The 6,322-nt window shown below is 58.8% G+C and carries 6 protein-coding genes; 4 read left to right on the forward strand and 2 right to left on the reverse strand.

Annotated features, from left to right (window positions below):
* Positions 1 to 100 precede the first annotated feature (100 nt).
* On the forward strand, positions 101 to 1,411 hold the full coding sequence (locus OCL88_RS12795; RefSeq protein ID WP_264962742.1) for an MFS transporter: 1,311 nt from the start codon (positions 101 to 103) through the stop codon (positions 1,409 to 1,411).
* A gap of 29 nt (positions 1,412 to 1,440) precedes the next feature.
* On the forward strand, positions 1,441 to 2,721 hold the full coding sequence (locus OCL88_RS12800; protein ID WP_264962743.1) for an ArgE/DapE family deacylase: 1,281 nt from the start codon (positions 1,441 to 1,443) through the stop codon (positions 2,719 to 2,721).
* A gap of 71 nt (positions 2,722 to 2,792) precedes the next feature.
* Here OCL88_RS12800 and OCL88_RS12805 read toward each other — a convergent pair whose 3' ends face one another.
* Together OCL88_RS12805 and OCL88_RS12810 are read right to left on the reverse strand one after the other, a co-directional pair.
* Positions 2,793 to 3,434 carry a GntR family transcriptional regulator gene (locus OCL88_RS12805; RefSeq protein WP_264962744.1) on the reverse strand — a complete coding sequence of 214 codons (642 nt, stop codon included), beginning with the start codon at positions 3,432 to 3,434 and terminating at the stop codon, positions 2,793 to 2,795.
* A gap of 300 nt (positions 3,435 to 3,734) precedes the next feature.
* Positions 3,735 to 4,721, reverse strand: coding sequence for a LacI family DNA-binding transcriptional regulator (locus OCL88_RS12810; protein WP_264962745.1), 987 nt, complete (start codon positions 4,719 to 4,721; stop codon positions 3,735 to 3,737).
* A 153-nt stretch (positions 4,722 to 4,874) separates the two neighbouring features.
* Here OCL88_RS12810 and OCL88_RS12815 point away from each other — a divergent pair, with 153 nt between their 5' ends.
* A complete protein-coding gene (locus OCL88_RS12815; RefSeq protein WP_264962746.1) occupies positions 4,875 to 5,096 on the forward strand; it encodes a hypothetical protein in 222 nt (73 codons plus the stop codon).
* On the forward strand, positions 5,093 to 6,322 hold a 1,230-nt coding region (locus tag OCL88_RS12820; RefSeq protein WP_264962747.1), incomplete at its 3' end, for a sodium:solute symporter family transporter. The genes OCL88_RS12815 and OCL88_RS12820, both read left to right, overlap by 4 nt.

Genomic DNA, 6,322 nt, shown 5'->3' on the forward strand with positions numbered 1-6,322 from the left:
ATGGAAGGTGCTGAATCTAAGCATTAGACGAGCATAGTAGAGGGCGCCCATAGTTGTCAGGAAGAATTCAACAGTTTGTGACCCTCACCAAGGAGACATCATGGCCACGATCCCCGCGGATCGCGCTACGGCGCAACGACGTGCCACTCTCGGAGCCTTTGTCGGCACTGCCATCGAGTGGTACGACTTCTTTATTTTTGGAACAGCTGCTGCCCTAGTCTTCGGTAAGGTTTTCTACCCACAAGCCGCAGAAGGCGCTGCCCTTATGGCCTCGTTTGCAACCTTCTGGGTGGGTTTCCTTGCCCGTCCGCTTGGTGGCATCATTTTTGGCCATTTTGGCGACAAGCTTGGCCGTAAGAAAACCCTGATCGTCACGCTCATGCTTATGGGAACTGCCACAGCTCTCATCGGCCTGCTTCCCGGCTACGCGACCATCGGAGCCGCAGCTCCGATCCTGCTTATTGCCCTTCGCGCCCTGCAGGGCATCGCAGTGGGCGGAGAATGGGGTGGAGCCGTGCTGTTAGCTACCGAAAACGCTTCCGACGAGCACAAGGGACGGGCCGGTACCTGGGTCCAGCAGGGCTCGCCCGCAGGCTCCGTCCTTGCGACCCTCGCTTTTCTCCTCGTTGGCCTGCTTCCCACCGAGGCGTTCCTTTCATGGGGATGGCGGATACCCTTTCTCTTCTCCGCAGTTCTTGTGATTGTGGGCCTGATTATCCGATCCAAAGTCGAAGAATCTGCCGCCTTCACTACCGTGAAAGCCACCGCCAAGGTGGCCAAGGTTCCCGTCATCGAAGTCTTCCGCATAGCCCCGAAGGCCGTCCTGCTGGGTGTCGTTGCCTCCATCCTCGGCATCTCTGCCGCCTACTTCAGCAACACCTTCCTGCTCGCCTGGACCACGGGGGAGCTGAAAATGGACCGTCAGACCATCCTGAACATCCTTCTCGCCACGGCTGTCCTGCAGTTCATATGGCAACCACTCGCCGCCCGGCTGGCCGAACGCATTGGAACCCTGAAGCTCATGCTCTTCGCCCTCGCATTCACCATGGTGATGATCGTGCCGCTGTTCCTGGCACTGCTGTCCGGCAGCATCGTGTTCCTTGCCCCCATGATGATTTTGAACATCCTTGGCGGGTCGGCCTATTACGCGCTGTTGGCCTCCACGCTGGCCGCTGCCTTCCCTGTCACTGTCCGCTACACCGGCGTCTCGGTCGCCTACCAACTGTGCGCAACCATCATCGGCGGCTCAACACCGCTTATCGCCCAATCCCTGCTGGTCACCGCCGGCCCCTGGGGCGTCGCCGCATTCTATGGCGTCCTTGTCCTGGCTACAGGAGCCGGCGTATGGGCATTGGACCGACATGGAAAGCAAAACGCACCAACCGGCATGCCAACTGCAGTCATCTCCTAGCCGCTGGACAAACAACCATAAGGACGCACATGACAACCCGTCAGCAACGCCAGTCCATCCTGGCTGCAGTCGACGCCGCCTTCGACGAACAAGTGGCTTTCACATCGAAGCTCATCGAAATTCCTTCCCTTCGAGGCCAAGAATGCGCAGCTCAAGACCTCATGGAGAAGCGCTATCGCGCCTTGGGTTTGTCCATAGAGCGCTGGACCCTCGATCCTGCTGAGCTTGTAGAGCACCCAGGGGCAGGAGCCATCGATGTCGACTACTCGGGCACGGAAGTAGTTGTCGGCACCTATACGCCGGTGCAGGAATCCGGCCGCAGCCTCATCCTTAACGGCCACATCGATGTAGTACCCACCGGCCTGCCCGAGCTCTGGAGCCGCGGCCCCTTCCAAGCGCCCGTCATTGACGGCTGGCTCTACGGCCGCGGAGCCGGGGATATGAAGGCAGGCCTGGCCGCGGCCCCGTACGCACTGGCGGCGATACAGGCTGCCGGTCTTCGTCCCCGCGGACGAATCCACCTCCAGTCCGTGCCGGAAGAAGAAAGCACCGGAAACGGTACAGTCTCAGCCCTGCAGCACGGCTATCATGCAGACGCTGTTCTCATCCCCGAACCTGTCGGCGGCGACCTGGTACGGGCACACGTTGGCGTCATCTGGTTTAAAGTACGGCTCGCCGGCCAGGCCGCCCATGCAGCCGAAATGTCAGCCGGATTCAACGCCGTCGACGCAGCCTACGCCCTAATTAGCGACCTGCGACAAATCGAAGCAGCTTGGAACAGCGATTCGAAATCTGCAAAGTACTTTGAAGATCTTCACCACCCATTTAACTTCAACGTGGGGACGATCACCGGGGGCGATTGGACCTCGTCAGTTCCTGACTGGTGCGAATTCAGCATGCGCATAGCATTCCCGCCAGGGCACGCCGCCGACGACGCTTGGGACCAAATCCAGGAAACAATTGACAGGTCCTCCCAAGAGAACCCAGCCCTCATCGGATGCGTACCCGAGGTGACCAAGACCGGCTTCTACGCCGACGGTTACATCCTGGAACCTGGGACAGACGCAGAGGAAACCCTGGCAAGCGCCTTCACCGCGGCAAACGGCAGGGCGCTTGGTTCCACCACAATGACCGCATATATCGACTCGCGCGTTTACGGACTGTTCGACAACACGCCTTCCCTAGTCTTTGGCCCCGTCTGCCAACGCATGCACGGTGCAGACGAATGCGTCTCCGTCGACTCCTTGCGTGAGGTAACGCGTGCTATGGCTCTGTTCATTGCACAGTGGTGCGGCGTGGAAGAACCATAGGCAGTGGCTCGAAGGTTGGAGTCGCAATAACGGCACGCACTTGGTTACGTCCCCTCAACCAGCGTTGAGGGCTAGTAACCGATAATGGCCACGCGAGTCGAATTCAGATGCGAATCGATGGCGTCGTGCGCCGACTCGACGTTGCGTGAGCGGAGGGCATCCACAATCGCCTGATGTTCACCCAGCACCTGTTCGGCCCGGCCGCTACCCTTTGTCACAGCCAGCACTCCAATCCGTAGCTGGCGCTGCCGAAGAGAGGCGTAAAAATCTGCAAGCACCGGGTTGCCTCCCGTTTTAACCATCAGCGTGTGGAACTCTGTATCAAGTTCGATAAAGCGGGCAGGATCGTCCTGGGCCTCTCTTTGCTGATCGATAAGGCCCTGCAAAGCATCAATTTGCGCTTCAACCATGTCGTCCAACCCCAGGACGGCCCACTTCTCCACGACCGAACGCGCCTGCAAAATGGCGCGGACGTCCGGATCCGAGATAGGCGGAACGTACGCCCCTTTGTGCGGAACCCGCTTGATAAACCCCTCGGCTTCAAGCCGGAGCAGCGCCTCGCGCACAGGGGTACGCGAAGTTCCCGTTGATTTAGCCAGGACCGCCTCATTGAGGAACGTCTCTTCATCCCGGGGCAGTCCGGCGATATAGCTCTTTAACCACTGGTAGGCCGTCTCTGGAGCAGAGAGTGTTGTGGTTGGCATCTCGATCATTTCAGCGCCTTCCTTTTGAGCGAGTATACGGCCTGCATCCAATTGTGCTGGCAGTAGTGCCAACTCCAGCGGAAATTCGTTTCTTCTAAACTCCGCCAACACTCTTGCAGCAAGGCATCCGGAGGGCAACAAACCCTGCTTTCGCCATGAGACATAGCCCGAGTACGGATTGTTTCATCACCCGTACGATGTGTTCTCAGAGCCTGGGTCTTGAGGGGATGATGCCCGAGCCTGCCGGCACAGCGATTTGCTCTTGACCCTTACGAGTAGGTTCGAGGTTTACCCGGGACGACGCATTGGTTAGGCTGCCAACTGCACCGTCGCCCCCTCGAACCAGCGGTGAATCGGCTGAGACCCTGTGCCACGGATGACGGCGTCAAGCAGCTCCGCGGCTGCCATTCCATAATCGCGGGGTGCTAGGTCGATAGAGCTGACAAGCGGGTTCCCCGTCTCGAGGAATGCCGCCCCCGCGAATGACGCGACGTCGATATCTCCACCGAGCAGGAAGCCCTGGCTTTCTAATACGATCTGGCATTGAGCGGCGTGTCCTTGGGCACCACAGACAAGGGCATCAGCGCCCCAGACGTCCACGGCTGCTCTAATGGCCGCAACTAAATCACGGGGGGAAGCATGCGCCCCCACCTCGTACACCTTTGGCTCTATACCATTCCTAAGGCACCAGGCGATGTAGGTGTTCCGAGTCTGCACGGCCCAGGATGAGGGAGCTTCATCATCGACGGCGAGCAGTGCAGGATGCGCGCGTCCGCGGGCCAATAGGTGGTCGAGAATCTCAGTCTGTAATTCTTCGTGGTGGGCTTCTAGAGTACCTTTCACTCGATCCTCGCCCGGCCCCATATACCTTCCAACGCTTACCGTCTGAATGCCGTCCGCAAGCATTGCTGCCACCAGAGGCTCCCCGGGCGCTGGGTCAATGACAATAGCGCCGTCCACGTGGAAGGATCTCCGGGGCGTGAGGTCTCGTGCAAACAGCATGACGTCATAGTCAGCAGCCGTTGCACCGGCAGTAACACCGAAGGCGAAGTCCATATAGAAAGCCAAACTACGGGCTACGGGCGGAATATAGAGGCCAATAGCGCCGATGCGACTCACCCGAAGACTTCGGGCTGCTCTGTTAGTGACGTAACCGAGGCGATCCGCGGTTCTCTGTATGAGTTCACGTTTCTCTGCTGAAATACGGCCGGAGCCGCCTAACGCACTGGACACGGTCGTCTTGGAAAGGCCGACCTCACGCGCGATATCCAAGATTGTTGCCCTGCTTCTCGCCATGTCCTCATCCTACGGCTAGGCCCGTTCACCCCGTTCGGCCGAACAAAAGCTATTGACAATGATCCTTGTGACCTCTCACACTAAGTTTGCGGGAACGTTCCCGCAACTCCTCCTATTCCCGGGGCGATGAAGCCCGGAAGAAACGGATGCCCAATGTCCCAAGTAATGCTGTCCTCAGACCGGCGGAGCCATATCCGGAGGGCGATCTTCGCGATCGACCTCTTGGTCCTGCTGGCCCCACCCGTTCACTGGTTCTTCAGTGATGGCCGGAACGCAATGTCTGTTTGGTATTTCCTGGGCGCGAATGCCTTGGTAACGCTGTCGCTGTTTGCCCTATGGATGACCAGCAACAAGGACGAGGAGACGATCAGATGAACATGGCGATCGGTTACGGAGCCGTTTTGCTTTTCACGGTTCTAGTGGTGGTTGTGATGAGCCGCAGCCGTCGCGGGGATGCATCAATGAGCGAATACGCCACCGGGGGCCGCTCCTTCAACTCCTGGTTCGGCACTATGGCGTTCCTGAACACATGGATCGCAGGAACCGTGTTCATCTCCTTCGCAGGCCTGACTGCCGGGGTCGGTGTCATCGGCTACTATTCCCTGTCCTACTCGCTGCTCAGCGTCGTCCTGATGTTTTTCCTCGGCACGCCGGTCAACAAATGGGGACGCGTCCATGACCTCCGCACCCAGGCCGACCTCCTGGGCTTGCGGTACAACTCACGATCTGTCCGCGCCATTGCCGCCATCATCGGTGTCCTAGCCTCCGTCCCCTGGGTGGTACTGGGTATGCAGTCACTGGGCTTGGTTTTCTCGACCCTTTCCTTTGGCCTGGTGTCCCCCTATTTGGCTGTTGTCATTGGTGTTCTCTTTATCGCCGCACGGCAGATCTGGACCGTCCGGCTTGGTACGCGCGGCCTGATTATCAGCGACATGGTTCAAGGTCTATTTGCCTATGGCGTTGGCTTCCTGCTGATCCTCGGGTTGCTGGTGTGGCTTTTCACCAACGGCCACGGCTTTTTCGAGGTTGCGCCGGCATTGCTTCAGTTGCCCGGCCCGGACAGCCCGGCTGGTCCCCTTTATCTTTTCTCACTAGTGTTCACCGGAATGATGGGTGCCTGGTGTTGGCCCGATCTTTTCGTCCGGATGTTCAGTGTCAAGACGCCCCGAAGCGTCCAAAAGTCAGCAGTGCAAGCTGCACCCGTCATGTTCATTTTCTCCGGCGCACTCACCACACTCTGCCTGCTGGCTTCCAGTGTCCCTGGAGTCTCTGATGCCCCGGACACGGTGTGGTTCATCCTTGCCGGAGTCGGCGGCGTTGGAATGGTCGCAGTGGCCGGGGTGTGCGTCGTAGCGGCAACAATGGGCAACGTCGGGGCGAACCTGCAGGCAATAGGAACGCAGGTGGTCAACGATGTGATCGAAGTCCGCAACCACGAGCGGGTTGAAACCGCCAAAGGGGCAAAAATTGCTGTCGCTGTTATAACACTGGTTTCCGCTGGCATCGCCTTATTGACGGCGAACCAAGTGTCCGGACTGATTGCTATCGGGGGGTGTCAAGTTTTCTGTGTAAGGGACCGGTCGGTTGTCCGGTCTGCCGGG

It is taken from the genome of Paenarthrobacter sp. PAE-2, assembly GCF_026013155.1.
Classification (GTDB): domain Bacteria; phylum Actinomycetota; class Actinomycetes; order Actinomycetales; family Micrococcaceae; genus Arthrobacter; species Arthrobacter ureafaciens.